This is a genomic window from Sphingobium sp. Cam5-1, assembly GCF_015693305.1.
Taxonomy (GTDB): domain Bacteria; phylum Pseudomonadota; class Alphaproteobacteria; order Sphingomonadales; family Sphingomonadaceae; genus Sphingobium.
Map to the genome: position 1 here is coordinate 2,255,216 of NZ_CP065138.1, position 24,852 is coordinate 2,280,067.

Below are 24,852 nucleotides of genomic sequence, written 5' to 3' on the forward strand. Positions count from 1 at the left end.
GCGGTGAAATCCCCTTCACCCCCTGCACATTGCCAGACGCACTTCCACATGCGTGTGCGCAACTTGCGCAAATCTCCTATGCGCAATCGCATCCATTCGCAACGGGTTTTTGTGGCAGCGCACATATGTGCGCACATTGCTGCGTGACTTGGCGGATTTATGGCGGTTCTTTGCCCGTTTTCATGAAAATTCTGGATTTCCGAGTGCGCAAATTGTATGATTGTTCAATATGCACTTGGCGGGTTTGCGGCAGCGGTGTGAACGCTTCTAGAAACAACAACGAACAAAAGGCGACGCAAGGTTTGCGATCGTCGTTTCTCCAGGTGGTCGCACAGGTGTGCCAAGAACAGGCGCAGAAAAGCATGTCTTTTGATTATGAGTGGGATCAGCAGAAAGCGCGGGGGCTGATCAGTTGCCTGATTGAGGAAACGGGCCTATCGGCGACGGAAGTAGCGCGCCGATCGGGATTGGCCCCATCGACGCTGACGCGCATTTATCCGACACCTTCGGTCGGTTATTCGCTTTCGGCCCGGAGCATATCCAAGCTCAAGGAAGCATTCCCCGAGCCATTCGCCATGTGCGAGGCAAGGGGGATCACTGCCGCCCCTTCACCGGCACCTACACATTTGGTGAAGGAGCGGCCCCTGCCCTTTGCGATGCCGAGTGAAAGGACCATCCCAGTCTATGCCGCGTCGCTGCTGTTCCCAGACGAGGACAGCATATCGCTGGCCAACGACCTGGAGATGTGGGAGGGCGACTTCACCCAGCCAGCCGCCTTTATCCCCGCGCCATTCGGCCGTGCCGACGCGAGCCGCTATTTCGCGATCTACATCCCCAGCGAAGCGATGGAGCCGCGTTTCCGGGCGGGAGAGCGAGTGATATTGGACAGGATCAAGCCTGCGTCCATCGATACCGACGTCATCGTGCAGCTGCGCGACGAAGAGGAACGGTCGCTTTGGACGATAGGCAGACTGACCGCGCGGGACCGCAACCTGATCGGCCTGACCCAGTATAAGGACCGGGTGACCGCATCCATTCACCGCAGCAAGGTCCGGCATATCTTTCCGATCATCGGGATGCTCGGCGACGAGGCTTGAGGTCTGAAGCGGCCCGGCTGCCGCAAAGCTCAATATCGCTCGCTTAAAGCAGGAACTGCCCCTCTATCACCGTGCGGCAGGCGCCGGTCAGGATGACCCGGTCGCCGTCCAGACGGCAGCCGAGGCGACCGCCGCGAGCAGATGCCTGCACGGCGCTGAGCTTTACCTTATCGAGCCGGGACGCCCAGAAAGGTGTAAGCAGACAATGGGCAGAGCCTGTCACAGGGTCCTCGTCCACGCCACCGCCGGGCACGAAGACGCGGCTGAGGATGTCGCTATCCTCACCGGGCGCGGTGGCTATCAACATGATGTCGCCCAGCGCTCGTAATGCTGCGAAGTCAGGCTGGAGCGCGCGGACGGCGGCGGCGTCAGGGAAGAGGAACAGGCCGTATCCGCCGTCGCGCCAATGGGACTCAAGCGGCTCCCCACCGAGTCCGGCCGCAAGAGCCGGCAGCGCGCGCGGTTCCAAATGCCATGCGGGGAGCGAAAGGGCGTAGCCATCCCGGTCACGCATAACCGTCAGCACGCCCGCGTCGCGGGTGCGGAAGCGCAGCGCGGTGCGGCCGCCCATCAGCACATGGCCACTGGCCAGCGTGGCATGGCCGCAAAGCTTCACTTCAACCGTGGGCGTGAACCAGCGCAGCGCATAATCGGCGTCGGGATCATCGGGCGTCGGAACCGTAAAGGCCGTTTCCGACAAGTTGTTTTCAGCCGCGATCGCCTGGAGGGTGGCATCGTCCAGCCAGCGGCCGAGCGGCATCACGGCAGCCGGATTGCCGGTGAAGGGCGCGTCGGCGAATGCGTCAACCTGGGTAAAAGGAAGGCTGGTCATGGATTGGGTTTCCGCTGGCTTGTGAGGCGGATGATGACGCGCGGTGACGCCGGGCGATAGGGCCAGCATGGAGACATTGGTCTGGCAAGCGCCGACCGATCCTGATGGCGGAAACCATTTTGGCGTTCGACGCAGGGGCCTGAGATGCCAGCTTGCGCTGGCATGACGTGGGTGGGGATACGAAATGGGCCAGCCATATGAAATGGCTGGCCCGTGTTCGCGGCTTGAGGGGACGTTTTGACCGTCAATCCAATTTTGGCCCGAAGGCCGACGAGGAATGACGCTCCCCAGGCTTACGCACTGCCGCTCGCCCTCCCGCGGGCGATCGATGCTGACGATGTTAACGCAGATTCACTGAGTCGTCTCGCGCAAACGTGACTTTCAACGGGTAATCGGCTCGTGTCAGCCGGTTATGCGCCGCCGCATTGCGCGCGATGCAGGAGTTTCTGGTCCGCCAGCACTAGCGCCATCATCGCTTCGACGACGGGCACGCCGCGAATCCCGACACATGGGTCGTGGCGGCCTTTTGTGATGATGTCGGAAGCTTCGCCATCGCGCGTGATTGTTTCCACGGGGATGAGGATCGAGCTGGTCGGCTTGAAAGCGACGCGCAGCTTCACCGGCTGGCCGGTCGAGATGCCGCCTGCGATGCCGCCAGCATGATTGGCAAGAAAGGCTGGCCCCTCTTCGCCCGGCCGCATGGGATCGGCATTATCTTCGCCGCGCAGGCGGGCAGCGGCGAAACCGTCGCCGATTTCCACGCCCTTGACCGCGTTGATGCTCATCATCGCGGCGGCGAGTTCGCTGTCGAGCTTGGCATAGAGCGGCGCCCCCCAGCCTGCGGGTACGCCGCTGGCGACACATTCGACTACTGCGCCGAGTGAGGAGCCATCCTTGCGCGCGTCATCGACCAGCTTTTCCCAGCGCTTGGCTGCTTCGGGATCGGGGCAGAAAAAGGGGTTGTTGTCGATCTCGCTCGCGTCGAAGCGCGCATAGTCGATGGCATCGCCGCCGATTTCGCTGACATAGGCGAAGATATCGACTTCGGGGATGACGAGACGGGCGACCGCGCCCGCAGCGACGCGGCTGGCGGTTTCGCGCGCGGAGGAGCGCCCGCCGCCGCGATAATCGCGAAAGCCGTATTTTGCGTCATAGGCGTAGTCGGCATGGCCGGGGCGATAGGCCTTGGCAACGTCGGAATAGTCCTTCGACCGCTGATCGGTATTCTCGATCATCAGGCTGATCGGGGTGCCGGTGGTCTTGCCTTCGAACACGCCCGACAAGATGCGGACTTCGTCCGGTTCCCGGCGCTGGGTCGTGAATTTCGAGGTGCCGGGCTTCCGCTTGTCCAGGAAAGGCTGGATGTCGGCTTCGCTGATCGGCAGGCCGGGAGGACAGCCATCGACGATCGCGCCAATGGCTGGGCCATGACTCTCGCCCCAGGTGGTGAAGCGGAATACGCGGCCGAAGGTGTTGAAGCTCATGCCCTGCCCTTTGGCGCCTGGATCAGGCCTTGTCGAGAGCGATGTCGGGGGCGTCTTCGGCCTTCATGCCGATGACGTTGTAGCCCGCATCGACATGGTGGACTTCGCCGGTCACGCCCGATGCCAGGTCGGAGAGGAGGTAGAGGGCAGCGCCGCCGACATCCTCGATCGTCACGTTGCGGCGGAGCGGGCTGTTCAGCTCATTCCACTTCATGATGTAGCGGAAATCGCCGATGCCGCTGGCCGCCAGCGTCTTGATCGGGCCTGCCGAGATAGCGTTGACGCGGATGTTTTCGGGTCCCAAGTCCATCGCCAGATATTTGACGCTGGTTTCCAGCGCGGCCTTGGCAACGCCCATGACGTTGTAATGGGGAATGACCTTTTCCGCGCCATAGTAGGACAGCGTCAGCAGGCTGCCGCCCTCGGCCATCAACGCGCGGGCGCGTTTGGCGACGGCGACGAAGCTGTAGGCGGAGATGTTCATCGTCATCAGGAAGTTTTCGAGGCTGGTGTCGACATATTTGCCGCGCAGCTCATTCTTGTCGGAAAAGCCGATTGCGTGGACTACGAAATCGAGCTTGCCCCAGCGTGCCTTCACTTCGTCGAAGGCCGCGTCGAGCTTGTCCATGTCGGACACGTCGCAATCGAGCAGGAAGTCCGATCCGAGTTCCTGCACCAAGGGCCGCACGCGCTTGGCCAGCGCCTCACCCTGATAGGAGAAGGCCAGTTCCGCCCCCTGTGCGCGCAATGCCTTGGAAATGCCCCATGCGAGCGACTTGTCATTCGCCAGGCCCATGATGAGACCCCGTTTTCCCGCCATCAAGCCCGTCATTCTACCGTCCCGTTCCCTTTACGATCCTCCATGCCACGCTCGACTTCCTCTTCGGGAAATTCGGCAAGCGCCGCATTGAGTTCCGCGCCAATTACCACGCCAAGCCCGACGAGGAAGAAAAAAATGAGCGTGATCATCACGCCAGCCAAACTGCCATAGGTGCGATCGTAGCCGCCGAGCAGCGAAAGAGTCGGGGGCAGCAACATGGTGACGCCATACCACCACAATGCGGTAGCGACCGCTCCGGGCCATTTCGGGAAGCGTTTGTCCTTGTAGGCGCTGGGGGTGAGCGACAAATAGAGATAGTAGAGGGCGAAGCAGAGGATCAGCATCGGCAGCAGACGGGTCAGCGTGACGATCTGGATCGCCTGATCGGCAAAGGGCAGGATCTGGTGCAGGAACTGGTCGATGCCGGTGATGATGACCTGAAGCGAGAAGGCGAACATCACGGCGAATACGCTGACCAGCGTGATGCCGATGGCGGTCAGACGATAGTGCCAGAAAGGGCGCGTGCTTTTGGTGCCATAGGCCCGGCGGAGGATGTCGCGGATGGTTTCGATGAGGCTGCCCACCGTCCACAGGCCAACAAGGCCGCCGAGCCAGAGCAGCGGGCCAGTGCGCGCGGTGAGGACATCGATGATCGGCTGCTTCACCACCTGCGCGACGCCGGGCGGCACCGTTTCGAGGAAGGCGCCGACCGCCGCCAGGCCATCCTGCGAGCGGCCGAAGATGCTGGCCACCGCTGCTGCGACGATGAAGAAGGGGAAGAGCGTCATCAGCGAAAGATAGGCAAGGTTTCCCGCGTGGATGAAGCCATCGCTATAGGTGCCGACGGCCACGCGCTTCATGATTTCGAAGGCGTGGCCGCCAGGTCGGACGCGGGCTATGCCACGGTTAAGATGCGCACGAGCGTCGTCCGCAATCCGTTTGCGGCGAGATTCGGGTGAATAGGGTGAAGGCTGGGGCATGCCCTCCTAACGTCCTAGACGCCCAAATGGGCGCGAACGGCGCGGCCATCCTGCCAGCTTTCGACGAGCGACAGGATCGCCGGGTCGTCACCGGGGATGTCGATCAGCAGCCGGACGAGCTGATCGCCACGCTGCCCCGCCTTGTGCGTAAAGCCCTTGCCGCGCAGGCGCAGCGTCTTGCCCGATGTGGTTCCGGCCGGGACGCCGAGCATCACCGGACCATCGACGGTGGGCACCTTCACCTTGCCACCCTTCACCGCTTCATCGAGGGTGATGGGGAGGTCGAGCAGCACATTGTCGCCGTCGCGGGTGAAGAATGGGTGCGGTTTCACTTCGATAGTGACGATCGCGTCCCCTGCCCCGGCTGGCCCTGCCTGCCCCTTCCCCGACAGGCGCATCTGCGTGCCGGTTTCGACGCCCGCAGGCAGCTTGAGGTCGATGCTCTTGCCGTCCTGCAAGGTGATGCGCTGCGGCGCGAGGGTGGCCGCATCGACGAAGGCGACGGCGAGGCGGTAGGAGACATTGGCGCCCTTCTGAGGTGGCGCTCCACGGCCAAAGCCGCCAAAACCGCCGCCCCCGCGCCGGGCGCCGCCGCCGCTGAACAATCCTTCGAAGATGTCGCCGAAGTCCGCGCCTTCGCTGAATTCAAAGCCACCGCCGCCGCCCGGACGGCCGCGAAAGCCACCGCCGCCAGCGCCGCCAAATCCGAAGGGGGCGGTGGGGTTGCCGTCACCGTCAATCTCTCCCCGATCAAAGCGCGCGCGCTTGTCCTTGTCCGACAGCAGGTCATAGGCGCTCGAAACCGCCGAGAAACGCTCCGCCGCCTTCGGATTATCCTGGTTCCGGTCGGGATGAAGCTCCTTGGCGAGCTTGCGGTAGGCCGACTTGATCTCTGCCTCGCTCGCGCCGCGCGCGACGCCCAGTATGGAGTAGGGATCCGCCATTGCCGAATGTCTATCCTTGTTCGTGAAAGCTGATTTGCCCCTTATGTGGCGAAATAGTCACGATCGTTCAAGCGGCGCGGCCATCGACATGAACCGAAACCGGCCGTAGATCAGCAGCATGACCGATCCCTTCACTTTGTTCGACCAATGGTATGGCGAAGCACGCGGCGCCGAGATCAACGACAGCAATGCGATGGCGCTGGCCACCGCCGACGCACGCGGGCGCCCGTCGGTGCGGATGGTGCTGCTGAAAGGACATGGGCCGGAAGGCTTTGTCTTCTACACCAATTTCGAAGGGCGAAAGGCCGAGGATTTGCTCGCCAACCCGCATGCGGCGCTGCTGTTTCACTGGAAATCGCTGCGGCGTCAGATTCGCATCGAAGGGCCGGTCGAGACGGTCGATGAGGCGACCGCCGACGCCTATTTCGCGACGCGCAGCCGCGACAGCCAGCTGGGCGCATGGGCTTCGGACCAGTCGCGCCCCCTGCCGTCTCGGGATGTTTTCATGGCCCGCTATGACGATGCGGTCGCGCGGTTCGAGGGCGGGCCGGTGCCCCGCCCGCCGCACTGGTCGGGATTTCGCGTGGTGCCGCAGCGGATCGAATTCTGGCAGGACCGCGAGCATCGGCTGCACGAACGGCGGTTGTTCGAGCGGGATGGCGATGGCTGGCGCGAGGGGCTGCTATATCCTTGATAATCCTCCCCATCGGGAGATGGGGGGATTTGTGATAGGCGCCTTCCCACGCGCCTGTTAGATGTGCGGCCAGCACGGCTAAGAGGGATTGCATGCGGAATCGACTGACGGCCTTCATCCTTGCTGGCATGATCCTGGGCGTTCTGACCGGCTTTGCGGCTAATTTGTGGGTCGGCGGTGACAAGGTGCTTGCCAAGGATGTGGCAGGATATTTCCACCTGCTGGCCGACATCTTCCTGCACCTCATCAAGATGATCATCGCGCCGCTGGTCTTTTCGACGCTGGTCGCGGGGATCGCGCATATGGGGGACAGCGCGGCGTTGGGGCGGATCGGCGGGCGGGCGCTAGCCTGGTTCATCATCGCCAGCCTGATCTCGCTGACGCTCGGCCTCTTCTTCGTCAATTTCTTCGCGCCGGGGGAAGGGCTGAACCTTGTCCGGTCGGGCGCCGCATCCGGCGTGAATACTGAAGCACTCAATTTCAGGGATTTCGTTCTGCACGTCTTCCCCACGTCCATGGTGGGCGCGATGGCGGAAAATTCGATCCTCCAGATCGTCGTCTTTTCGCTGTTCGTGGGCGTCGCGCTGACCGCCATTGGCGAGAGGGGCAAGCCGATCGTCACCGTCATCGAGGCGATGGTCGAATTGATGCTGCAAGTGACGGGCTATGTGATGCGCGTCGCCCCCCTTGCCGTGTTCGGGGCGCTGGCGTCGGCGATCACGACCGAGGGGCTGGGCGTGCTCAAGACCTTTGGTGAACTTGTCGGCGAATTCTATCTGTCGCTCCTCGCGCTGTGGCTGCTGCTCTGTAGCGCGGGTGCGATCTTCCTGGGGCGGCGCATGGTCAAGCTGATCAAATATGTCCGCGAGCCGTTGCTGATCGCCTTTTCCACCGCATCATCAGAGGCAGCTTATCCCAAGATGCTGGAGCAGCTCGACAGGTTCGGCGTGCCCCGTCGTATCTACAGCTTCGTGCTGCCGCTGGGCTATTCGTTCAATCTCGACGGGTCGATGATGTATTCGACCTTCGCCACGATCTTCATCGCGCAGGCCTATGGCATCGACCTGCCGATAGCGACGCAGATCACCATATTGCTTGTCCTGATGGTGACGAGCAAGGGCATCGCCGCCGTGCCGCGCGCCTCGCTCGTCGTCGTTGCGGCGACACTGGGACAGTTCGACCTGCCGGTCGAAGGCATCGCCTTCATCCTGGCCGTCGATCATTTCATGGACATGGGCCGCACCGCCACCAACGTTCTGGGCAACGCCATCGCGACGTCGGTCATCACCAAATGGGAAGGCATGCTGGAGGTCGAGGAACCCGAGTTCGTGCCGCATCCCAAGGCCCCGGCCCATACGCCCGCACATGGCCGCGCGGGGCTGGAGCTGGCATCCGACATGGTGGACGAAGATCCCCGAAGCTGACCGCTACCACAATATGCCCCTGACCGGCTGATCCTGTGCAGGCGCATCGTCGCCGATGGATTGGAGCAGGTCGATCTCGATCGTCCGGCACATGGCGGACAGCGGCACGTCATGCACGCTGCCCGCAAAGGGATCCACCAGATCATCGCCAATCCGCAGCACGGCAAGGAACATGAGGCCCGCCACCGTCGATCCGAGCGGCGTCGCAAGGCCAAGGGTTTCCACCAGCCCGATCGGCAGCAGCACGCAGAAGAGATGCGTGAACAGGGTGGGCAGGAAACGATACTGGATAGGCAGCGGCGTGTTCTTGAGCCGCTCCATGCCCCCTTGCGCATTGGAGATATCGACCAGCATCCGTTCCATCTGCGTTTGCTGGACAGTGTCGATCCATCCTTCCCGGCGAGCGATGTCGATCCGCCGCCCGGTGCTGTCCAGCAGGCCGTTGGCCGGGTTGGTGCGCGCAAGGGCCTGCCCCTTGTCCCGTTCCTCGATAAAGCCGGTGACGCGATCATCGAAGGGTTGGCGGCGCAACTGGCATCGCAAGGCGTTCACATAGGCGATCTGCCGTTTGATGATCTCTCGCTTCAGGTCCCGTGCTTCGGGATCGGGCAGGAAATTGCGCGTGGCGCGCGCCAGGCTGCGCGAGGCGTTGATCATCGCGCCCCAGAGGATGCGTCCTTCCCACCAGCGCTGATAGGATGAGTTGCTGCGAAAGCCGAGGAAGAGCGCCAGCGCCGAGCCGAACAGGGTGAGCGGCAACGGCGGCGCGCGAAAGGGCAGGATGAAATAGGTAATCGTGACCGCGCAGTCCCAGATGAACAACAGGGCGAGCGGCTTCCAAACTTCACTCGCAATCTGGCGCAGGCTGGGCGCGGCATTGACGATCATGCATTTCTCCGGATTTCAGCACAGGAGGGCATCAACAAAGCGGCTCTCTTTTGGATGCGGGCGGGGGACAATTTACCGGCTGCGCGTTACGCCATCTTTGCGGTGGGAGGAGGTCAGCGTGCCGCCTTCGCGGCTTCCGCCCACCAGATGAGGCTGCTCGCGAAACCCGCAAAACCGCGTTCGAGCGCCGCGCCGCCGTCCCCCTGCGGCTGGCCCTGCTCATCGAGCGTCTGGGCGATCTGACCGACGCTCAAACGTTCCGGGATGACGGCCATGCCCATGGCGGACAGCGTCACCGTCCAAACGGCGTGGCTGTTGACCCCGGCATAACGACCCGCCGAATAGCTGGCGATCGCGGCAGGGCGGCGGTCGAATTCTTTCAGATAGTGATCGACGAGATTCTTGAGGCCGGGTTGAACGCCGCGATTATATTCGCCGGTCACGAAGACGAAGGCATCGGCAGTGGTGAGGCGGTCGGCCAGCTCGGCCATGGCTGCCGGGGCCTGACCGGGCGGGTAGTCACTGTAGCGCTGGTCGAGCATGGGGAGGCCGACCTCCATCGCGTCTATGAGTTCGGGCTTGTGGCCGAGTTGCTGGAAGCCGTTGGTGAGATAGTCGGCGAGGCGGATGCCCATGCGGCCGCGGCGATAGGAGCCGTAGAGGATGAGGAGGTTGAGTGGCATCGCGGCGCTCCCTTGCTGTTAAAGGAAGGTTTGTCGCATCGGCACAGGGGAAGGTCCACCCTATCATCTCATCATCATGCCAGCTTTAGACGAGCTTAGCGCGGCGCGGGAACTGCCCACCCCGCTGCGACTAAATTCGCTTCGCTCATCAAGTCTCGCTGCCCCTCCCGCTTGCGGGATGGGAGCGTCGCACTACCACCTTAGCCGCGTATTCAGCGCAGCTTGGCGATGGAAAGCCCGTCCTGCTTGGCGCGGGCTTTTACCGATTCCTCGCTGCGGGTCAGCGCCTTGGCGATCGCTTTCAGTGCCATGCCCTTTTTCGCGAGCGAGTGGAGCTTTTGCAGCTCATCCGCTGTCCAGGGCTGCTTGTGCCGTTCGAAGCGATCGCCAGCCATCGGATCAATCCGCGAAGGGGTCGCGCACAAGGATGGTGTCCTCGCGCTCGGGGCTGGTGGAGACGAGCGTGACCGGGCAGCCGATCAGTTCCTCGATGCGGCGGATATATTTGATCGCCTGCGCGGGGAGGTCGGCCCAGCTGCGGGCACCTGCGGTCGTGTCCTGCCAGCCTTCGATATCCTCGTAGATCGGCTGCGCCTTTGCCTGATCCTGCGCATGGGCGGGGAGATAGTCGTAGGTCTGGTCGCCGATCTTGTAGCCGACGCAAATCTTCAGCGTGTCGAAGCCGTCGAGCACGTCGAGCTTGGTCAGCGCGATGCCGGTGACGCCCGAGACGGCGACCGACTGGCGCACCAGCACGGCGTCGAACCAGCCGCAGCGACGCTTGCGGCCGGTGACGGTGCCGAATTCATGACCGCGTTCGCCGAGGCGCTGACCGACGTCATTTTCCTGTTCCGTCGGGAAGGGACCGGAGCCGACGCGGGTGGTGTAGGCCTTGACGATGCCGAGTACGAAGCCCGCGCCATTGGGGCCGAGGCCGGTGCCGCTCGCCGCCGTGCCCGCCACCGTGTTGGAGGAGGTGACGAAGGGATAGGTGCCGTGATCGATGTCCAGCAGGGTTCCTTGCGCGCCTTCGAACAGGATGCGCTGGCCCGCCGCCTTTGCCTTGTTGAGGGTGAGCCAGACGGGCTTGACGAAGGGGAGGATGAAGCTGGCGATGTCGCGCAATTCCGCCATCAGCGCGTCGCGGTCGATCGGGGCTTCGTTGAAACCGGCGCGCAGGGCGTCGTGGTGGGCGGTCAAGCGATCGAGCTGCGGGCCGAGATCGTCGAGATGGGCGAGGTCGCAAACGCGGATGGCGCGGCGGCCGACCTTGTCCTCATAGGCCGGGCCGATGCCACGACGGGTGGTGCCGATCTTGCCTGCGCCCGATGCATCCTCGCGCAGACCGTCCAGGTCGCGATGGAAGGGCAGGATCAGCGGGCAGGTTTCCGCGATCTGGAGGTTCTCGGGCGTGATGTCGACGCCCTGCCCTTTCAGCTTGGCTACTTCATCGCGGAAGTGCCAGGGGTCGAGGACGACGCCGTTGCCGATGACGCTGAGCGTGCCGCGCACGATGCCAGAGGGGAGCAGCGAGAGCTTATAGACCTTCTCGCCGACGACCAGCGTGTGACCGGCATTGTGACCGCCTTGGAAGCGGGCGACGACATCGGCGCGCTCCGACAGCCAGTCGACGATCTTGCCCTTGCCTTCGTCACCCCATTGGGCGCCGATCACGGTCACATTAGCCACAGATACAGTCCTCCGCCCGCCGCGGGGACCGGCCATGCCCTTCGACGGGACTCGGCATGCCGGTGGGATCAAGCGGACGCTTCGCGCCCTATGCGGGGCGCGCGTTAGCCGCGCTGCCCCCTATGCGTCAAGTCAGTAGGGGCGCGGTTCGTCGCCGTCCAGCCAATGGGTGCAGCGCAGTGCTTCGCCATCTTCCTGACCTGTGAGGGCTGCAACGGTCTGCCAACCGTCAGCGCGAAGTTGCGCGGCGCGACTTTCGTCATGGTGGAGGGGCAGGAACAGGCGCTGAGGCGTTTCCGCGCCGAAACCCGCGTCGATGAGTGGATCGGGATAGAGCGAGAAGCCGATCGCCGGTTCTTCCGAGCCATCCGCGCGGGTGATGGCGTAGCTGCCGCCCCGGCCGATTTCTCCGATGAAGCCTTCGGCGAAGATCGAGAAGCCGAACCAGTTCTGATATTCAAAACCGTGGCGCTCGGTGGGATCGAGGGTCAGGGTGATGTCCCATCCGATCGGCTTGGCGATGGCGCGCAGGCCCGCAATTCGGCTGTCGATCGCGCCGCCGAGCTGGGCGTTCAATGCTTCCAGCTTTTCCATCGCGGGGTGGAAGGGGCCGGTTGCTTCCATGAGCGGGAGGTAGGCGGCGGCGGCCGGGCTGATCGCGGCGAGCGCGCCCGCGTCCTTGGCGTCGAGTTCGGCGCGGACGGCTTCGATCTCTTCGGGAGCGAGGGGGAGCGAACCGGCGGCGAGGCTGTCGATGAGGTCCGGCAGGGTGAAGTCGATCGTGATGCCGGTGACGCCTGCGGCCTGGAGCGCCTCGATCGCGACGTTGACGATCTCGACGGCGGCGGCGACACTATCGCTGCCGATGAGTTCGGCGCCGACTTGCAGCCGTTCGCGTTCGGGGCGGAGCTGGTTGGCCTTCAGGCGGATCACGGGGCCGCCATAAGACAGGCGTAGCGGGCGCGGCACGCTGGCGAGGCGGGTAGCGGCGATGCGGCCGACCTGCGCGGTCATGTCGGGGCGGAGCGCGAGGCTGCGCTGCGACACTGGGTCGACGGCACGGACGAGGTCCTGCGCGCGCATGGATTTGAGGCGGCCGACCAGCGTTTCCTCGAACTCGGCGAGCGGCGGCATCACGCGCTCATAGCCATGCGACGCCACCGTATCGAGCACGCGGCGCGCGAGACGCGCGGAGGCTTCGGCCTGTGGCGGCAGGCGGTCGGAGAGTCCTTCGGGAAGGAGGCCGGGTGGGATGCTGGTCATGCGCTGGCCTTTAGCAACATCAGCCAGATTATCCAGTCTCCGTTCGGTTCGGGCTTGTCGAGAAGCGTTTCTCGACTTCGCTCGAAACGAACGGAGATCAGGCACTACTATCAGGCGAACTTGAGCAGCTTGACCGTCTTCACGCCTGCGAGCTTGCAGATGTCGTTCAGCACTGCTTCGCTGACCGCGCCGTCGACCGACAGCAGCAGTACGGCTTCGCCGCCTTGGCTGCGGCGGCCGAGGTGGAAGGTGCCGATGTTGACGCCTGCTTCGCCAAGGGTCGAGCCCAAGCGGCCGATGAAACCGGGCGCGTCCTGGTTGACGATGTAAAGCATATGGCCTTCAAGGTCGGCTTCAACCTTGATGCCGAACAGCTCGACGAGGCGCGGGCTGCCGTGGCCGAACAGGGTGCCAGCGACCGACTTGTCGCCTGCTTCGGTTTTTACCGTGACGCGGACGAGGGTCTGGTAGTCGCCTTCGCGGTCATGGCGCACTTCGCGGACGTCGAGGCCGCGTTCCTTCGCGAGGAAGGGCGCGTTGACCATGTTCACCGTGTCGGAATAGACGCGCATCAGGCCAGCGAGCACCGCTGCGGTGATCGGCTTCTGGTTGAGTTCGGCGGCATGGCCCTCAACCTCGACCGCAACACCCTGGATGCGGTCGCCTTCGAGCTGGCCGACGAGGCTGCCCAGTTCTTCGGCAAGTGCCATATAGGGCTTGAGCTTGGGCGCTTCCTCGGCCGACAGCGACGGGACGTTCAGCGCGTTGGTGATACCGCCGTCGAGCAGATAGTCGCTGAGCTGTTCGGCAACCTGAAGCGCGACGTTGACCTGCGCTTCGTCGGTCGATGCGCCAAGGTGCGGGGTGCAGATGAAGTTGGGCGTGCCGAACAGCGGCGATTCCTTGGCCGGTTCCTGCACGAACACGTCGAGCGCGGCGCCCGCGACATGGCCCGAATCCAGCGCCTCCTTGAGCGCGGCTTCATCGACCAGTCCGCCGCGCGCGCAGTTGATGATGCGCACGCCCTTCTTGGTCTTGGCGATATTTTCCCTGCTCAGGATGTTGCGGGTCTGGTCGGTCAACGGCGTGTGCAGCGTGATGAAGTCCGCCTTCGCCAGCAGCGTGTCGAGATCGGCCTTTTCCACGCCCATTTCGACGGCGCGCTCCGGCGTGAGGAAGGGATCGAAGGCGACGACCTTCATCTTGAGACCGAGCGCGCGGCTGGCGACGATGGAGCCGATATTGCCCGCGCCGATCAGGCCGAGCGTCTTGCCGGTGACTTCCACGCCCATGAAGCCGTTCTTCGGCCACAGGCCCTGCTGCGTCTGGGCATTGGCTTCGGGCAGCTGGCGAGCGAGCGCGAACATGAGGGCGATGGCATGTTCGGCGGTGGTGATCGAGTTGCCGAACGGGGTGTTCATGACGATCACGCCCTTGGCCGACGCGGCCGGGATATCGACGTTGTCGACGCCGATGCCAGCGCGGCCGATGACCTTGAGGTTGGGCGCGGCGTCGAGGATTTCCTTGGTCACCTTGGTCGAACTGCGGATGGCGAGGCCGTCATATTCGCCGATGATCGCCTTCAGCTCGTCCGGGGTCTTGCCGGTGATCACGTCGACTTCCAGCCCACGCTCACGGAAGATCGCGGCGGCGCGGGGGTCCATTTTGTCGGAAATAAGTACCTTGGGCATGACGAATTGCCTTTCTTGCAATTCGTCATCCTGACGAAAGTCAGGATCTCAGGCGGTGAAGTTGTACCTAGCGGCCTGAGATCCCAGCTTTCGCTGGGATGACGGGATATGGGGGAGTGTTAAGCAGCCTTGGCCGTTGCGTAGGCCCAGTCGAGCCACGGGCCGAGCGCTTCGATGTCGGCCGTTTCGACCGTTGCGCCGCACCAGATGCGCAGGCCAGCCGGGGCATCGCGGTAACCCGCGACGTCATAGGCCGCGCCTTCCTTTTCGAGCAGGCCAGCCATGCTCTTGATGAAGGCTTCGTCCGCGCCATCGACCGTCAGGCAGACGCTGGTGGTCGAGCGCGTCGCCGGGTCGGCAGCGAGGTGACCGAGCCAGGAGCGTTCCTCGACGATCTTGTTCAGCGCGGCCGCGTTGGCGTTGCTGCGCGCGATCAGGCCGTTGAGGCCACCCAGCGACTTGCCCCATTCGAGAGCGAAGATGGCGTCTTCGACCGCCAGCATGGAGGGGGTGTTGATCGTCTCGCCCTTGAAGATGCCCTCGGCGAGCTTGCCCTTCGCCATCAGGCGGAAGACCTTCGGCAACGGCCAGGCGGGGGTGTAGTTTTCAAGACGCTCGACGGCGCGGGGGCCGAGGATCAGCACGCCATGGCCGCCCTCACCGCCCAGCACCTTCTGCCAGGAGAAGGTGGCGACGTCGATCTTGGTCCAGTCGATCTCGTAAGCAAACACCGCGCTGGTGGCGTCGGCGAAGGTCAGCCCCTCGCGGTCGGCCGGGATCCAGTCGGCGTTCGGCACGCGCACGCCCGAAGTGGTGCCGTTCCAGGTGAACAGCACGTCGTTCGAGAAATCGACTGTGCCAAGGTCGGGCAGCTGACCATAGTCGGCACGGATGATCGTGGGATCGAGCTTCAGCTGCTTGGCGGCGTCCGTCACCCAGCCTTCGCCGAAGCTTTCCCAGGCGAGCGTCGTCACCGGACGGGCGCCGAGCATCGTCCACATCGCCATTTCGAAGGCGCCGGTGTCCGAACCGGGCACGATGCCGATGCGATGGGTGTCGGGAAGGTTCAGTAGCTCGCGCATCAGGTCGATGCAGTAAGCGAGACGGGTCTTGCCGATCTTGGCGCGGTGCGAGCGGCCGAGGGATTCAGCGCTCAGCTTGTCGGCGCTCCAGCCCGGAGGCTTGGCGCAGGGACCGGAAGAGAAAAAGGGGCGAGCCGGTTTGGTCGTCGGCTTGGCCACGGGCGCAATAGTGGCGTCGGCGGCAGTCACATCAGTCATGTACGCTTCTCCTTGCAGAGAGCTCGCGCGGCGTTGGGACCGCGTGGCCCGCTGGCCGCCCTAAAGATCGCAGGGGAAGAGTCAAGCCGAATGTCTGAATGCGACGAACCGTTGCGCTCGTTAACCCTCAATTGCGTGAGCCATGGTAAATAGTTGATCATGAACGAGCGGGTCAGGGGGAAAGCAGTGATACGCGGCGCGGGTCAGGCGGCCCTGCTGGCGCTGTGCGTGACCTTGGCATCCTGCGGCGGCGACCTCGTCCCGCGCGGGCGGGTTGAGCGTCCGTCTAAGCCTGTAAAAAGCGCCCGTCCTGCCGCGCCTCCGCCGATGGAATTGCGGCAATGTCTGGTGAAGCTGCAATCGCAATCGGTGCTGTTCACGCCCCTGCCCGACCAGAATTTCGGCGGCGGCTGTTCTGCCATGGGCAGCGTCAAGCTGCTCGACATCGGGGTGCCTGCGACCAATCTGGGCGCGATGACGTGCGGGCTGGCGGCCAATTTCGCGGCTTGGGCGCGTTATGGGGTGCAGCCCGCCGCGCGACTGATCCTGGGCGCGGAGATCGAGAAGATCGAGACTTTCGGCACTTATAATTGTCGGCCGATCGCTGGAAGCGGGAGGCTGTCCGAACATGCGCACAGCAATGCGGTGGATGTATCGGCCTTTGTCCTGTCAGACGGGCGGCGCATCACCGTTGAGCAGGGATGGAATGGCGACCGGCAGACGCGGCAGTTTCTGGAGGTAGTGCGGGCGAGCGCCTGCAAGCGGTTCCGCACGGTGCTCAGCCCCGACTATAATGTCGCGCACCATGATCATTTTCATTTCGATATGGGTGGAAGAGGTGGCTTTTGCCGCTGACCTTCCTAAGTTGGGTTGAATGACAAGAAAAGAAATCGAAGAACGCAAATTCCGTCCCGCCCGGCAGGAAGCCGCCGATGCCCAGAAAGGCGTGGACACCCCGCAAACCACCAGCGCCGCCTACCGCCTGGCTTTTCAGGATACGGAGTTCCTGCTGCGCGAGGATTTGCGCCCGGTGCGGTTCCAGTTGGAGCTGCTCAAACCCCAGTTGTTGATGGACGAAGCGAGGATCGAGTCGACTTTCGTCTTCTACGGATCGGCCCGCATCCCGGAGCCAAACCAAGTGCAGGCGCGGATCGACGCCGCCACGACGCCGGACCAGCGGCGGATCGCGGAGAATCTGGGGAAGAAGGCGCGCTATTATGAAGAAGCGCGCAAGCTGGCGCGGATGGCCGCGCAATATCCGGTGAATGAGGCGGGATGCCGCCATTTCGTGGTGTGTTCGGGCGGCGGCCCTTCAATCATGGAGGCAGCCAATCGCGGCGCGGCGGATGTGGGTGCGCAAACGATCGGTATGAACATTGTGCTACCGCATGAGCAGGCGCCCAATCGTTTCGTGACGCCCGAGCTCAGCTTTCAGTTCCACTATTTCGCGCTGAGGAAGATGCATTTCCTGCTGCGCGCGCGGGCTTTGGCTGTGTTTCCGGGCGGGTTTGGTACGTTTGACGAGATGTTCGAGCTGCTGACGTTGATCCAGACGGGGAAGATGAAGCCCATCCCGATATTGCTGTTCGGGCGGGAGTTTTGGACACGGGTCGTGGATTTCGAAGCATTGGCGGATGAGGGGGTGATTTCGCCTTCGGACCTGAATTTGCTGACCTGGGTCGAGACGGCCGAGGATGCGTGGACGGCTGTGCAGACTTTTTATCAGGATAGTGAAGTGCCGGGGTGTGGGTGACTTTCCTCTCTGCTTTAGGGGAGAGGATGTGGAGACTTGGCGTGAAGCGCCTGGCCGGAGCTGGAGAGGGGCGAGTGAGCGCCTGGCCCCCTCCCCCTCATCCAACCTCGCCTAAGCCCTTTCGAGCGACGGCTTCGTATCCTTCTCCCCCGAGGGGAGAAGGGTTAGTGGGTTGCTCTCGCCATCCCGGAGGACTAGGGCGCGGCCATGCGTGCCGAGCTTGATCATGTCGATTGCTGGATCTTCGATCTGGACAATACGCTGTACCCGGCGAAGGCGGACCTGTTCGCGCTGATCGACGTCAAGATGGGCGAGTTCATCCAGGGATTGCTTGGCTGTGACCCGGACGTCGCGAAGGCCACGCAGAAGCGCTATTTCATGGAACATGGCACGACGCTATCGGGGCTGATGCATCATCATGGCATCGAGCCGCGCGCTTTCCTGGATTATGTGCATGATATTTCCATGGATCGGCTGGAGGTGGATGAGGCGCTGAATGCCCATATCGCGGCCCTGCCCGGCAGGCGCCTGATCTTCACCAATGGCGATGCTGATTATGCGCAGCGGGTGCTGGACAGGCTGGGCCTGGGACAGGCTTTCGAGCTGATCCACGACATCCACGCCTGCCAATATATTCCGAAGCCTGATCCGTCGGGCTATGCCGAGCTTTGCCGTGTCCATGGCGTCGATCCTACCCGCGCCGCTTTCTTCGAGGATATGGCGCGCAACCTGCGGCCCGCCAAGGCGATCGGCATGAGCACCATCTGGGTGAATAATGGCTCCGAAGCGGGCAATCATGAGCATCATCCGGACTATATCGATTTCGAAACCGACCATCTGACGCCATTTTTGGCCGACATTCTGGGGACAAGACCATGAGCCAAGACCTGATCGCTACCATCGACGCCGCCTGGGAGGACCGGGCCAATGTCAGCCTGACCACGCAGGGCGAAGTCCGCCAGGCGGTGGACAAGGCGCTGGCGATGCTGGACAAGGGCGAGTTGCGCGTTGCTGAACCCACGGCGGAGGGCTGGCAGGTCAATCAGTGGGCGAAGAAGGCCGTTCTTCTGTCCTTCCGCCTCAACGACAATGTCATGATCGATAATGGTCCGGGCGCTGGCCATTGGTGGGACAAGGTGCCGAGCAAGTTCGCAGGCTGGGACGAAGGGGCGTTTCGCGCCGCCGGCCTCCGCGCGGTGCCGGGCAGCTTCGCCCGCGCCGGGTCGCATATCGCCAAGAATGTCATCCTGATGCCGAGCTTCGTCAACATCGGTGCGTTCGTCGATGAGGGCACGATGGTCGATGCCTGGGTGACGGTGGGCAGCTGCGCGCAGATCGGCAAGAATGTCCATCTGTCGGGCGGCGTCGGCATTGGGGGCGTACTGGAGCCGTTGCAGGCCGATCCAGTGATCATCGAGGATGATTGCTTCATCGGCGCGCGGTCGGAAGTCGTTGAGGGCGTGCGCATCGGCAAGGGTTCGGTGCTGTCGATGGGCGTGTTCATCGGTCAGTCGACCAAGATCGTGGATCGCGCGACGGGCGAAGTCTTCATGGGCGAAGTGCCGCCCTATTCGGTGATCGTGCCGGGGTCCTTGCCGGGCAAGCCGCTGCCCGATGGCACGCCGGGGCCGAGCCTGTATTGCGCGGTGATCGTGAAACGCGTGGATGCGCAGACGCGGTCGAAGACCGGGATCAACGAGCTGCTGCGGGATTGATTTCCCCTAGTTACTCCCCTCCCTTTTAAGGGAGGGGTCGGGGGTGGGTCGCGAGCAGAGCGAGCACTGCGCTGACCGAGAGGTTGCTGGCGATCATTGCATGATCGCACCCACCCCTTCCCCCTCCCTGAAGGGAGGGGCTTATAAGATGAGTGCAGGTCGCCTACATTCGCCCGATGCCGCCGTCCACACCCGACAACACCCCCCTTCCGCCTGTCTGGGCGACGCTGCGGCGGTTTCTTCCTTATCTGTGGCCTTCCGACGCCCCGGCGCTGCGGCGGCGCGTGTCCATCGCCATGCTGTTGGTGGTATTGGCCAAGGTCATCAGCCTGGCCATGCCCTTCGCCTACAAAGCCGCGATCGACCGGATGGCGCCGGGTCTGGAACCGGGCGTGGCGCTCGCCGTCGCCCTGGTCGTCGCCTATGCGGGCGCGCGGTTTGGGAGCGTGCTGTTCGACAATCTGCGCAATGCGGTGTTCGAGCGGGTTGGGCAGGAGGCCGGGCGGCGGCTGTCCGATGACGTCTTCAAACATCTGCACCGCCTGTCGCTGCGCTTTCACCTCGATCGGCGCACGGGCGCGGTCACCAAGATCGTGGAGCGCGGGACCAAGAGCATCGACACGATGCTGTATTTCCTGCTGTTCAACATCGCGCCAACCGTGCTGGAACTGGCGGCGGTCTGCGTCATCTTCTTCGTCAAATTCGGGCCGGGCCTCGTCGTCGCGACATTGGCGATGGTTGGTCTCTACATCTGGTTCACCCGCACCATCACGGAATGGCGCAATCAGTTGCGCCGCGACATGGTGGACATGGATACCAACGCGGTCGCCCATGCGGTGGACAGCCTGCTGAATTTCGAGACCGTCAAATATTTCGGCGCGGAAAGTCGCGAGGCGGCGCGCTATTCCACGGCAATGCGGCGTTACGCCGATGCCGCCGTCAAATCGGAAAACAGCCTTGCCTGGCTGAATATCGGCCAATCGCTGATCACCAACCTGATGATGGCGGGGGCGATGGGTTATACGGTGTGGGGATGGAGCAAGGGCAGCTTCACGACGGGCGACGTGGTGCTGGTTAACACATTACTTAGCCAACTATTCAGGCCGCTCGACCTGCTGGGCATGGTTTACCGGACGATCCGGCAGGGCGTGATCGACATGGAGGCTATGTACAAGCTGATCGATACGGAGGCGGAGATTGCCGATGCGCCCAACGCCCCAGCGCTGAACGTTCACGCGGGGGAAGTGCGGTTCGATCATGTGCGCTTTGGTTATGATCCCGATCGCGAGATATTGCATGATGTGAGCTTCGCCGTCCCTGCCGGACGGACATTGGCGATCGTCGGGCCTTCGGGCGCGGGCAAGTCCACCATCGCGCGTACGCTGTTCCGTTTCTACGACATTCAGGGTGGCCGCATCCTGATCGATGGGCAGGACATTGCGCAAGTTACGCAGGCATCGCTGCGCGCGGCGATTGGCATCGTGCCGCAGGACATGGTGCTGTTCAACGACACGGTCGGCTATAATATCGGCTATGGCCGGGCAGGCGCGACGCAGGCGGACATCGAGGCGGCGGCCAAGGCTGCCTCCATCCACGACTTCATCATGCGGCTGCCGCAGGGCTATGACACGCGCGTGGGCGAGCGGGGGTTGAAGCTGTCCGGGGGCGAAAAGCAGCGCGTGGCGATTGCCCGCACACTGCTAAAGGACCCGCCCGTGCTGGTGCTGGACGAGGCGACAAGCGCGCTCGACAGCCGGACGGAGACGGAAATTCAGGACGTTTTGCGCAATATTTCCCGCAAGCGAACGACTTTGGTCGTGGCGCATCGCCTGTCGACGGTGGTGGACGCGGATGAGATCATCGTGTTGGATCAGGGACGGATCGTGGAACGGGGACCCCATGCCGATCTGGTGCGGGCCGATGGGCTCTATACCGCGATGTGGACGCGCCAGGCGACAGAGCGAGAAGAGATGCCGTCAGATCCGGTGATCGATGACGGTATCGCTGTCAGGGAAGCCTCAATGAGGACGGGTTGAGAATGCGGCAGATGACGGACCCCGGTCGCGGCTGGCGACTGGCGCCATGGGCGGCGATCGCGATCATCTTGATGGTGCCGCTGGTCGCAATGCGGTTCACCGATGAGGTGCGCTGGACCGGCCATGATTTCCTCGTGGCGGGCGTGCTACTCGTCAGCGCTGTGCTGATCTATCAGGTCGGTGCGCGGCTGATTACCGGGCGCGGGCGGCGGTTGTTGTGGGCCGGTGCCATCTTCATCGTGACGATGTTGCTATGGGCGGAAGGCGCCGTGGGCATCTTCTCCTAAGGTTAGGCAAGCGGCCCCGGTCCGGAACGCGAAGCCGCTTGCCTTCCAGCTATCAGCGGTTGGTGACGGTGGTCGTCGTCTTTTCGACAACCGTGGCACGCGCGGGCGCGGACGTCGTCTTGCGGACGATCTTGCGCTTGACCGGCGCGGCCTTGCGTACGGTTGTCACAGGCGCGCTTTTCACGGTTTCGGTAGTGACGGTGGTGGCAGCCGGGACGGTCGCAGCGGCGGCCCGAGCAGCCCGTGCGTCGGCAGCAGCGGAAGCAGCCGCCCGTTCGGCGGCATCAGCGCGCGCATTGGCGGCGGCAGCGTCCTGCTGTGCGGCGGCGGCGGTGGAGGCCTGAACCTCTGCATCGGTCTTAACGCTCACCTGGCTCTGGCCGATGGCGGTGTCGGCAAAGCCCTGCGCCTCTACGGCAGCCTTGATGGCGTCCTGTTCCTTACCGCTTTTCAGCCGTTCCTGAGCGAGGCGGAGCGAAGCCTGTGCCTGCGCGAGAACGGCCGGATCGAACTGGCCCGCCTGCAGCTTGGCGGCGGCGTCGATCTTGCCCTGCGCCTGCGCGATCGCCTTTAGCGCTTGTTCTTCATCGCCTGCGAGCGCGGGACCGCTCGCGAGGAAGAGCGCCGAAGCGGCGGCAAGAGCGCGTAGGGAATAGCCGGATTTACGCATATTCTCTCCTGAGACTGTTGAGAGCCGGGTAACGTGCCGGAATGAACCGGGTTCCGGATGCCCGGTTGCTGGAGAGAGACGGGCTGAGGTCAGTCTGGCAGAAAAGGGGTTGCTACTTCGCTCGGCACGCGCAGGATGCGGCCGCTTGTCCGGTCGATGATCGCCCAGGTGGATTTGGCGCTGACCTTGACCTTGCCGTCCGGGCCGATGAACTCCATGTGCCGGTCGAACCGCGCGCCACGCGGCGGTTCCGCTATCCAGGTGCGGGCGGTGACTATCTCCCCCTCCCGCACATTGCCGCGATAGTCGATCTCGTGCCGCGTCACGACCCAGAGATAGGCGTGGAGATGTTCCGGCGCGGCATCGCAGGTCCAATGTTCGGTCGCGACCTGCTCCATCCACTGCACCCAGACGGCGTTGTTCACATGGCCGAGCATGTCGATATGCTCGGGGCCTGCGGTGATCCGGGTGGTGTAGGTGGAGGACATTAGTCCTCCACGCCAAGCTGCCAGAGGATGAAGGAGAATTCCTCGGCCGTTTCCTGAAGGCTTTCGAAGCGGCCCGACTTGCCGCCATGGCCTGCCCCCATGTTGGTCTTGAGCAGCAGGACATTGTTGTCCGTTTTGGTCGCGCGCAGCTTTGCCACCCACTTGGCGGGTTCCCAATAGGTAACGCGCGGGTCGTTGAGACCGGCGGTGACGAGCAGCGGCGGGTAGGATTGCGCCCTCACATTATTGTAGGGATCGTAGGACAGGATCGTCTCAAACGCCGCCTTATCCTCGATCGGGTTGCCCCATTCGGGCCATTCGCCGGGCGTCAGGGGCAGGCTTTCGTCCAGCATCGTGTTGAGTACGTCCACGAAGGGAACATGCGCGACGACTGCGCCCCAGAGGTCAGGATCGCTATTGATGACTGCCCCCATCAACTCGCCGCCTGCCGAGCCGCCCGAAATGCTGATCCGGCCCTTTGATGTGTAGCCGCGCTCGATCAGCCCCTTCGCCACATCAACAAAGTCGTTGAAGGTATTGGTCCGCTTGTCGAGCTTGCCGTCCAGATACCATTGCTGGCCAAGGTCATCGCCCCCCGGATATGGGCGAGAGCGAACACAAAGCCCCGGTCGAGCAGCGACAGGCGGCTGGTCGAAAAACCCGGCTCCATCGCAATGCCATAGGCGCCGTAGCCATAAAGGTGGAGCGGTGCGCTGCCGTCGCGGGGGTGGTCCTTCGGATACACGATTGAGACCGGGATCGGCGTGCCGTCACGCGCGGGGATGGTCAGCCGTTCGGTTGTATAGCGGGTCGCGTCATAGCCCGAGGGGATTTCCTGGACCTTCAGGACCTCCATCTCGCCGGTGGCGAGGTGATAGTCGTAGATGGTGTCCGGCGTGACCATCGATTCATAGCCGATGCGCAGCTTCGTCACGTCATATTCGGGATTATCGTCGAGCGAGGCGGAATAGCTCGCCTCCGGGAAAGGAAGCCGTTTGGCCGAGTGGGTCGCGTAATCGCGCAGCTCGATCTGGTCGAGCCCATCCTGCCGCCCTTCGGTGACGTAGAAGTTTTTGAACAGGGTGAAGTCGGTCAGGTAGAAATGCGGATCGGCGGCGATCACTTCCGACCATTCGTCCGGAGCATCCAGCGAGGCTTTCACCAGCCGGAAGTTGGGATGGGTGTCGTTGGTGCGGATGTAGAGCGTGTCTTCATGCTCATCGACATCATATTCGCGGCCGGGCTTGCGCGCGGAGACCAGCAACGGCTGAGCCAAGGGATTGTCAGCGGGCAGCAGCCAGCTTTCGGTGGTGACATGATCCCCCGTTGCGATGACGATCCATTTTTCCGAGGAGGTGAGGCCAACCGACACGCGGAAGCCCTCATCATCCTCATGGAAAAGTTCGATATCGCTATCCACCGGCTGGCCCAGCCAATGGAGGCGCGTATTGTCGGTGCGCCACTGATCGTTGGCGATGCCGTAGAGCAGCCCCTTGCTGTCGCTGGTCCAGACGAGCGATGACAGCGTGTCGGGGATGACTTCGGGCAGGATTTCGCCCGTGAAGAGGTCCTTGATCCGCGCCTCGAACCGTTCCGAACCATTATTGTCGATGGCGTAGGCGAGGTAGCGGCCGTCGGGGCTGACGGACAGTGCGCCCAGGCGGAAATATTCATGACCCTCCGCCAACGCAGGCTCATCCAGGATCAGCTGATCTTCACCGCCTGCAACCGGGCGGCGATACCATTTGCGATATTGCGCGCCGGTTTCGAACGCCCGCCAATAGACATAGTCGCCGTCCTTTTGCGGGACGGAGCTGTCGTCTTCCTTGATGCGGCCCTTCATCTCCGCAAAAAGCGCGTCGGTCAGCCGCTTGTGAGGCTCCATCGCCTTTTCGAAAAAGGCGTTTTCCGCCTCAAGATAGGACAGGACATCCTTGTCCTTCACGTCCGGATAACCCGGATCGCGCAGCCATGCCCAGGGGTCTTCCACCGTGATGCCGTGGTGGGCGAAGCTGTGCGGGCGGCGGGCGGCGGAAGGAGGCGTGCTGTCGGCGGTCATTCAGTATCCTGATTCTCGTATAGGAGGCGCGCTGGCATAAGCGGCTGGGCCTGCTTATGTTGGCGGCAGCCCGCC

The 24,852-nt window shown here is 63.3% G+C and carries 23 protein-coding genes and 1 pseudogene; 9 read left to right on the forward strand and 15 right to left on the reverse strand.

Annotation, left to right across the window (positions count from 1 at the left end):
* Nucleotides 1-362: 362 nt before the first annotated feature.
* A complete protein-coding gene (locus IZV00_RS11260; protein ID WP_196224729.1) occupies nt 363-1,097 on the forward strand; it encodes a hypothetical protein in 735 nt (244 codons plus the stop codon).
* Between the two features lie 43 nt (nt 1,098-1,140).
* On the opposite strand, the gene IZV00_RS11265 is transcribed toward IZV00_RS11260, so the two are convergent.
* The 5 genes from IZV00_RS11265 to IZV00_RS11285 form a co-directional block, all read right to left on the reverse strand.
* Nucleotides 1,141-1,929, reverse strand: a complete 789-nt coding sequence (locus IZV00_RS11265; RefSeq protein WP_196224730.1) for a PhzF family phenazine biosynthesis protein — start codon at nt 1,927-1,929, stop codon at nt 1,141-1,143.
* Nucleotides 1,930-2,339: 410 nt separating this feature from the next.
* The gene (aroC, locus tag IZV00_RS11270; protein ID WP_196224731.1) at nt 2,340-3,413 is read right to left on the reverse strand and encodes a chorismate synthase; all 1,074 of its coding nucleotides are present in this window, start codon (nt 3,411-3,413) and stop codon (nt 2,340-2,342) included.
* A 22-nt stretch (nt 3,414-3,435) separates the two neighbouring features.
* Nucleotides 3,436-4,245: an enoyl-ACP reductase FabI gene (gene fabI / locus IZV00_RS11275; protein ID WP_196224732.1), complete on the reverse strand. Its 810-nt coding sequence runs from the start codon at nt 4,243-4,245 to the stop codon at nt 3,436-3,438.
* Nucleotides 4,242-5,213 (reverse strand): YihY/virulence factor BrkB family protein, encoded by a 972-nt coding sequence (locus IZV00_RS11280; protein ID WP_196224733.1) that lies wholly within the window; start codon nt 5,211-5,213, stop codon nt 4,242-4,244. Before IZV00_RS11280 ends, fabI begins: the two co-directional genes overlap by 4 nt.
* Nucleotides 5,214-5,227: 14 nt before the next feature.
* Nucleotides 5,228-6,157 (reverse strand): DnaJ C-terminal domain-containing protein, encoded by a 930-nt coding sequence (locus IZV00_RS11285; protein ID WP_196224734.1) that lies wholly within the window; start codon nt 6,155-6,157, stop codon nt 5,228-5,230.
* 118 nt (nt 6,158-6,275) lie between these two features.
* Here IZV00_RS11285 and pdxH point away from each other — a divergent pair, with 118 nt between their 5' ends.
* Both pdxH and IZV00_RS11295 read left to right on the forward strand, forming a co-directional pair.
* Nucleotides 6,276-6,851 carry a pyridoxamine 5'-phosphate oxidase gene (pdxH, locus tag IZV00_RS11290; RefSeq protein ID WP_196224735.1) on the forward strand — a complete coding sequence of 192 codons (576 nt, stop codon included), beginning with the start codon at nt 6,276-6,278 and terminating at the stop codon, nt 6,849-6,851.
* 92 nt (nt 6,852-6,943) lie between these two features.
* The gene (locus IZV00_RS11295; RefSeq protein WP_196224736.1) at nt 6,944-8,275 is read left to right on the forward strand and encodes a dicarboxylate/amino acid:cation symporter; all 1,332 of its coding nucleotides are present in this window, start codon (nt 6,944-6,946) and stop codon (nt 8,273-8,275) included.
* Nucleotides 8,276-8,278: 3 nt separating this feature from the next.
* Here IZV00_RS11295 and IZV00_RS11300 read toward each other — a convergent pair whose 3' ends face one another.
* The 7 genes from IZV00_RS11300 to IZV00_RS11330 form a co-directional block, all read right to left on the reverse strand.
* Entirely contained in the window at nt 8,279-9,163 is an 885-nt protein-coding gene (locus IZV00_RS11300) for a bestrophin family protein (protein ID WP_196224737.1), read from the reverse strand.
* A 113-nt stretch (nt 9,164-9,276) separates the two neighbouring features.
* A complete protein-coding gene (locus IZV00_RS11305; protein ID WP_196224738.1) occupies nt 9,277-9,846 on the reverse strand; it encodes an NADPH-dependent FMN reductase in 570 nt (189 codons plus the stop codon).
* A 212-nt stretch (nt 9,847-10,058) separates the two neighbouring features.
* A complete protein-coding gene (locus tag IZV00_RS11310) occupies nt 10,059-10,241 on the reverse strand; it encodes a hypothetical protein (protein ID WP_062113188.1) in 183 nt (60 codons plus the stop codon).
* Between the two features lie 4 nt (nt 10,242-10,245).
* Nucleotides 10,246-11,535, reverse strand: coding sequence for an adenylosuccinate synthase (locus IZV00_RS11315; protein WP_196224739.1), 1,290 nt, complete (start codon nt 11,533-11,535; stop codon nt 10,246-10,248).
* A 132-nt stretch (nt 11,536-11,667) separates the two neighbouring features.
* Complete coding sequence (locus tag IZV00_RS11320; RefSeq protein WP_196224740.1) at nt 11,668-12,798, reverse strand: ATP phosphoribosyltransferase regulatory subunit; 1,131 nt, start codon at nt 12,796-12,798, stop codon at nt 11,668-11,670.
* Between the two features lie 110 nt (nt 12,799-12,908).
* Nucleotides 12,909-14,489: a phosphoglycerate dehydrogenase gene (gene serA / locus IZV00_RS11325; RefSeq protein ID WP_196224741.1), complete on the reverse strand. Its 1,581-nt coding sequence runs from the start codon at nt 14,487-14,489 to the stop codon at nt 12,909-12,911.
* 119 nt (nt 14,490-14,608) lie between these two features.
* A complete protein-coding gene (locus IZV00_RS11330) occupies nt 14,609-15,769 on the reverse strand; it encodes a phosphoserine transaminase (protein WP_196224742.1) in 1,161 nt (386 codons plus the stop codon).
* Between the two features lie 159 nt (nt 15,770-15,928).
* On the opposite strand from IZV00_RS11330, the gene IZV00_RS11335 reads away from it, so the two are divergent.
* From IZV00_RS11335 to IZV00_RS11360, 6 genes are all read left to right on the forward strand, one after another.
* Complete coding sequence (locus tag IZV00_RS11335) at nt 15,929-16,624, forward strand: extensin family protein (protein ID WP_196224743.1); 696 nt, start codon at nt 15,929-15,931, stop codon at nt 16,622-16,624.
* Between the two features lie 19 nt (nt 16,625-16,643).
* Nucleotides 16,644-17,522 carry an LOG family protein gene (locus tag IZV00_RS11340; RefSeq protein WP_196224744.1) on the forward strand — a complete coding sequence of 293 codons (879 nt, stop codon included), beginning with the start codon at nt 16,644-16,646 and terminating at the stop codon, nt 17,520-17,522.
* A gap of 207 nt (nt 17,523-17,729) precedes the next feature.
* Complete coding sequence (locus IZV00_RS11345) at nt 17,730-18,401, forward strand: pyrimidine 5'-nucleotidase (protein WP_196224745.1); 672 nt, start codon at nt 17,730-17,732, stop codon at nt 18,399-18,401.
* Nucleotides 18,398-19,237, forward strand: coding sequence for a 2,3,4,5-tetrahydropyridine-2,6-dicarboxylate N-succinyltransferase (gene dapD, locus IZV00_RS11350; RefSeq protein WP_196224746.1), 840 nt, complete (start codon nt 18,398-18,400; stop codon nt 19,235-19,237). Before IZV00_RS11345 ends, dapD begins: the two co-directional genes overlap by 4 nt.
* A 176-nt stretch (nt 19,238-19,413) precedes the next feature.
* Nucleotides 19,414-21,273, forward strand: a complete 1,860-nt coding sequence (locus IZV00_RS11355) for an ABCB family ABC transporter ATP-binding protein/permease (RefSeq protein ID WP_196226626.1) — start codon at nt 19,414-19,416, stop codon at nt 21,271-21,273.
* Nucleotides 21,274-21,275: 2 nt separating this feature from the next.
* Nucleotides 21,276-21,560 (forward strand): hypothetical protein, encoded by a 285-nt coding sequence (locus IZV00_RS11360; RefSeq protein ID WP_230463188.1) that lies wholly within the window; start codon nt 21,276-21,278, stop codon nt 21,558-21,560.
* 52 nt (nt 21,561-21,612) lie between these two features.
* Here the strand turns inward: IZV00_RS11360 and IZV00_RS11365 are convergent, their stop codons facing one another.
* The 3 genes and pseudogenes from IZV00_RS11365 to IZV00_RS11375 all read right to left on the reverse strand — a co-directional run bounded on the left by IZV00_RS11365 (nt 21,613) and on the right by IZV00_RS11375 (nt 24,777).
* The gene (locus IZV00_RS11365) at nt 21,613-22,230 is read right to left on the reverse strand and encodes a hypothetical protein (RefSeq protein ID WP_196224748.1); all 618 of its coding nucleotides are present in this window, start codon (nt 22,228-22,230) and stop codon (nt 21,613-21,615) included.
* 89 nt (nt 22,231-22,319) lie between these two features.
* The gene (locus IZV00_RS11370; RefSeq protein ID WP_196224749.1) at nt 22,320-22,718 is read right to left on the reverse strand and encodes an acyl-CoA thioesterase; all 399 of its coding nucleotides are present in this window, start codon (nt 22,716-22,718) and stop codon (nt 22,320-22,322) included.
* Nucleotides 22,718-24,777: pseudogene (locus tag IZV00_RS11375) on the reverse strand (S9 family peptidase). The gene IZV00_RS11370 and the pseudogene IZV00_RS11375 overlap by 1 nt, the downstream one beginning before the upstream one ends.
* Nucleotides 24,778-24,852 lie beyond the last annotated feature (75 nt).

Excerpts from the sequence above, each read along its gene's own strand:
- IZV00_RS11260 (WP_196224729.1), top strand. The coding sequence starts at position 363 with ATGTCTTTTGATTATGAGTGGGATCAGCAGAAAGCGCGGGGGCTGATC.
- IZV00_RS11265 (WP_196224730.1), bottom strand. The coding sequence starts at position 1,929 with ATGACCAGCCTTCCTTTTACCCAGGTTGACGCATTCGCCGACGCGCCC.
- aroC (WP_196224731.1), bottom strand. The coding sequence starts at position 3,413 with ATGAGCTTCAACACCTTCGGCCGCGTATTCCGCTTCACCACCTGGGGC.
- fabI (WP_196224732.1), bottom strand. The coding sequence starts at position 4,245 with ATGACGGGCTTGATGGCGGGAAAACGGGGTCTCATCATGGGCCTGGCG.
- IZV00_RS11280 (WP_196224733.1), bottom strand. The coding sequence starts at position 5,213 with ATGCCCCAGCCTTCACCCTATTCACCCGAATCTCGCCGCAAACGGATT.
- IZV00_RS11285 (WP_196224734.1), bottom strand. The coding sequence starts at position 6,157 with ATGGCGGATCCCTACTCCATACTGGGCGTCGCGCGCGGCGCGAGCGAG.
- pdxH (WP_196224735.1), top strand. The coding sequence starts at position 6,276 with ATGACCGATCCCTTCACTTTGTTCGACCAATGGTATGGCGAAGCACGC.
- IZV00_RS11295 (WP_196224736.1), top strand. The coding sequence starts at position 6,944 with ATGCGGAATCGACTGACGGCCTTCATCCTTGCTGGCATGATCCTGGGC.
- IZV00_RS11300 (WP_196224737.1), bottom strand. The coding sequence starts at position 9,163 with ATGATCGTCAATGCCGCGCCCAGCCTGCGCCAGATTGCGAGTGAAGTT.
- IZV00_RS11305 (WP_196224738.1), bottom strand. The coding sequence starts at position 9,846 with ATGCCACTCAACCTCCTCATCCTCTACGGCTCCTATCGCCGCGGCCGC.
- IZV00_RS11310 (WP_062113188.1), bottom strand. The coding sequence starts at position 10,241 with ATGGCTGGCGATCGCTTCGAACGGCACAAGCAGCCCTGGACAGCGGAT.
- IZV00_RS11320 (WP_196224740.1), bottom strand. The coding sequence starts at position 12,798 with ATGACCAGCATCCCACCCGGCCTCCTTCCCGAAGGACTCTCCGACCGC.
- serA (WP_196224741.1), bottom strand. The coding sequence starts at position 14,489 with ATGCCCAAGGTACTTATTTCCGACAAAATGGACCCCCGCGCCGCCGCG.
- IZV00_RS11330 (WP_196224742.1), bottom strand. The coding sequence starts at position 15,769 with ATGACTGATGTGACTGCCGCCGACGCCACTATTGCGCCCGTGGCCAAG.
- IZV00_RS11335 (WP_196224743.1), top strand. The coding sequence starts at position 15,929 with ATGAACGAGCGGGTCAGGGGGAAAGCAGTGATACGCGGCGCGGGTCAG.
- IZV00_RS11340 (WP_196224744.1), top strand. The coding sequence starts at position 16,644 with ATGACAAGAAAAGAAATCGAAGAACGCAAATTCCGTCCCGCCCGGCAG.
- IZV00_RS11345 (WP_196224745.1), top strand. The coding sequence starts at position 17,730 with ATGCGTGCCGAGCTTGATCATGTCGATTGCTGGATCTTCGATCTGGAC.
- dapD (WP_196224746.1), top strand. The coding sequence starts at position 18,398 with ATGAGCCAAGACCTGATCGCTACCATCGACGCCGCCTGGGAGGACCGG.
- IZV00_RS11355 (WP_196226626.1), top strand. The coding sequence starts at position 19,414 with ATGCCGCCGTCCACACCCGACAACACCCCCCTTCCGCCTGTCTGGGCG.
- IZV00_RS11360 (WP_230463188.1), top strand. The coding sequence starts at position 21,276 with ATGCGGCAGATGACGGACCCCGGTCGCGGCTGGCGACTGGCGCCATGG.
- IZV00_RS11365 (WP_196224748.1), bottom strand. The coding sequence starts at position 22,230 with ATGCGTAAATCCGGCTATTCCCTACGCGCTCTTGCCGCCGCTTCGGCG.
- IZV00_RS11370 (WP_196224749.1), bottom strand. The coding sequence starts at position 22,718 with ATGTCCTCCACCTACACCACCCGGATCACCGCAGGCCCCGAGCATATC.